Origin of the sequence: Variovorax sp. RTB1 (assembly GCF_035018765.1) — a bacterium.
Taxonomy (GTDB): Bacteria; Pseudomonadota; Gammaproteobacteria; order Burkholderiales; family Burkholderiaceae_C; genus Variovorax.
This window is the reverse complement of sequence record NZ_JASJXG010000109.1, coordinates 1-1,840: the sequence shown is the minus strand read 5'-3', so window position 1 is coordinate 1,840 and position 1,840 is coordinate 1. Positions and strand designations below refer to the sequence as shown.

General features: G+C 64.9%; 2 protein-coding genes. Both read right to left on the bottom strand.

The features are described from left to right. Window positions 1–197 precede the first annotated feature (197 nt). Entirely contained in the window at window positions 198–656 is a 459-nt protein-coding gene (locus QN397_RS26535) for a type IV pilin protein (RefSeq protein ID WP_323502511.1), read from the bottom strand. After that, on the bottom strand, window positions 653–1,840 hold a 1,188-nt coding region (locus QN397_RS26530; RefSeq protein ID WP_323502510.1), incomplete at its 5' end, for a pilus assembly protein. The genes QN397_RS26530 and QN397_RS26535, both read right to left, overlap by 4 nt.

Sequence of the window (1,840 nt, the reverse complement as noted above, 5' to 3'; positions counted from 1 at the left end):
CGGCGGGATTGGGCGGAACGGCCCATAGCGCGGCGCGTGCCGATGACAAGGCGAGTTGCATGGGCGCTGCCGTGTTTGCCAAGCGCGTTGCGGCAAGGGGGACGGCAGCGGGGTCGGATGGGGCGGTCAACGTTGGGTCAGTGTCGAGTGAGTGACGAATCAGCAGCGCGCCACACTAACCGATGAGTGAACGACGGTCAGCGAGTCCAGCAGTCGGCAATCAAGTCGGCGCTGCCAGCGGCCGCAGCCGAAGTGATGCCGCGAACACTGGACTGGTCCAGCGTGAACGTCCCGCATTTGTCGTCTGACTGCGCGCCCGAGGGCACTGCAATCAGAGTGTAGGCGGAGTCGGTGGCTGCCTTGAGCGACACGGCGTACCGCCTGCCGGGAACGGTCGTCAGCGACAAGGGCAACGGCGTCACGTCCGCACCGTTCTTGGCTGTCGTCGCGGGATAGACGCCGTTGGCCGTCGCCACGCGTTCCATCCACTGTGCTGCTTGGAGCAGCCCCGCGCGCGCTTCGGCCCGATGACCGCGGCGTACATATTCCTGGTAACTGGGCAGCGCGAGAGCGGTGAGGATGCCAATGACCGTGACGACGGTCAGCACTTCGACCAGACTGAAGCCGCGCTGCCTAGTACGTTGTTGTGCACTCACTGAATTTGCCGCCACGACGGGCGCAGTGCGGTGCGGCCGAGCAATTTGCGATCGGCGCAGATCTGACCAGCCGCACAGATGGCCTTTTCTGTGTTGGTCGCGCTGTCCCTGATGCTGGACCGGACGCCGGTTTCGCTTCGCGAAGCAGTTCCCGTCGCGCTTGTTGCGCCGCCCGCGCCGGCAGAGGCGTAGATATCGGACTTTGGCGCGCTGCCGTTGATGGCGTTGATCGTCGTCAGAAAGTGCCGTGCACCTGTGATGCTGGGGGAGCAGGTTTCGCGTGTGATGTCTTCACCGGCCGCAGGCAGCGTGCTTGCCACGTCGATCAATTGGCCGTCGAACCACGTTGGATTGTCGAGCACTCGTTCACCCGGCGGCAGTTCGAGGTACCAGCCACGTTTGGCGGGCGAGCCGGCGTAGTCGACAGGGTTGGACGACACCGCCCAAAGCGGGATGGTATGGCCGGATGCCGATCCGGCGACCGCCGTGGCCGTGGCCGTGGCGGCAGCGGAGCTGATGGTCTGCTGCACCAGCGCACCGCGACCGCCGGTGAGGGCGCTGCCGCCAGTCAGCGTGAGCTTGCCGGCGATGCGCGTCACCGCGGTGTTGTCGTACACGCCGTAAACCGTTTGCACTGAGGTGTCGGTTCTGTCGGCGTCTGTCAGATTGGCACCGGTGCCGAAGACGACCATCACTCCGCCTTTCGGATGCGGCAACCACACTGGTGCACTGGTGATGGGCTGCGGCCGTCCGGGCACGACTCCCGCTGCTGCGGAAGTCGCCGAGTAGAGCGGCGCGCCGTTGAAAGCGGTCTTCCATTCTGATGGCGCGTGGGCGCTGAGGTCGAACTTCCAGAGGTTGCCGTGAAGATCGCCCGCATAGGCCACATCGGACACGCTGTCGCCGTTCAGATCGACGAGCCGAGGGGCTGAAAGGCCGTTGCCTGTCAGCCCGCTTGCAGTGGTTGCATGGATCTTTCTCAACTCGCGAGCGCCGTCGAGGTACTGGATCATCAGCACGGCGTTCTCGCGCGTGCTGTTGTAGCCGTTGCCTGTGACCAGTGCCCAGCGGCCGTCGTTGAGCTGAGTGATTTGACGTGTGACTCCGGTGTCTCCTTGCTCGCGAACGGGTTCGCTGAAGATGTGGCCGATGTCCGCGTCGACGGCGGAGGCGGAGGTGGAGGT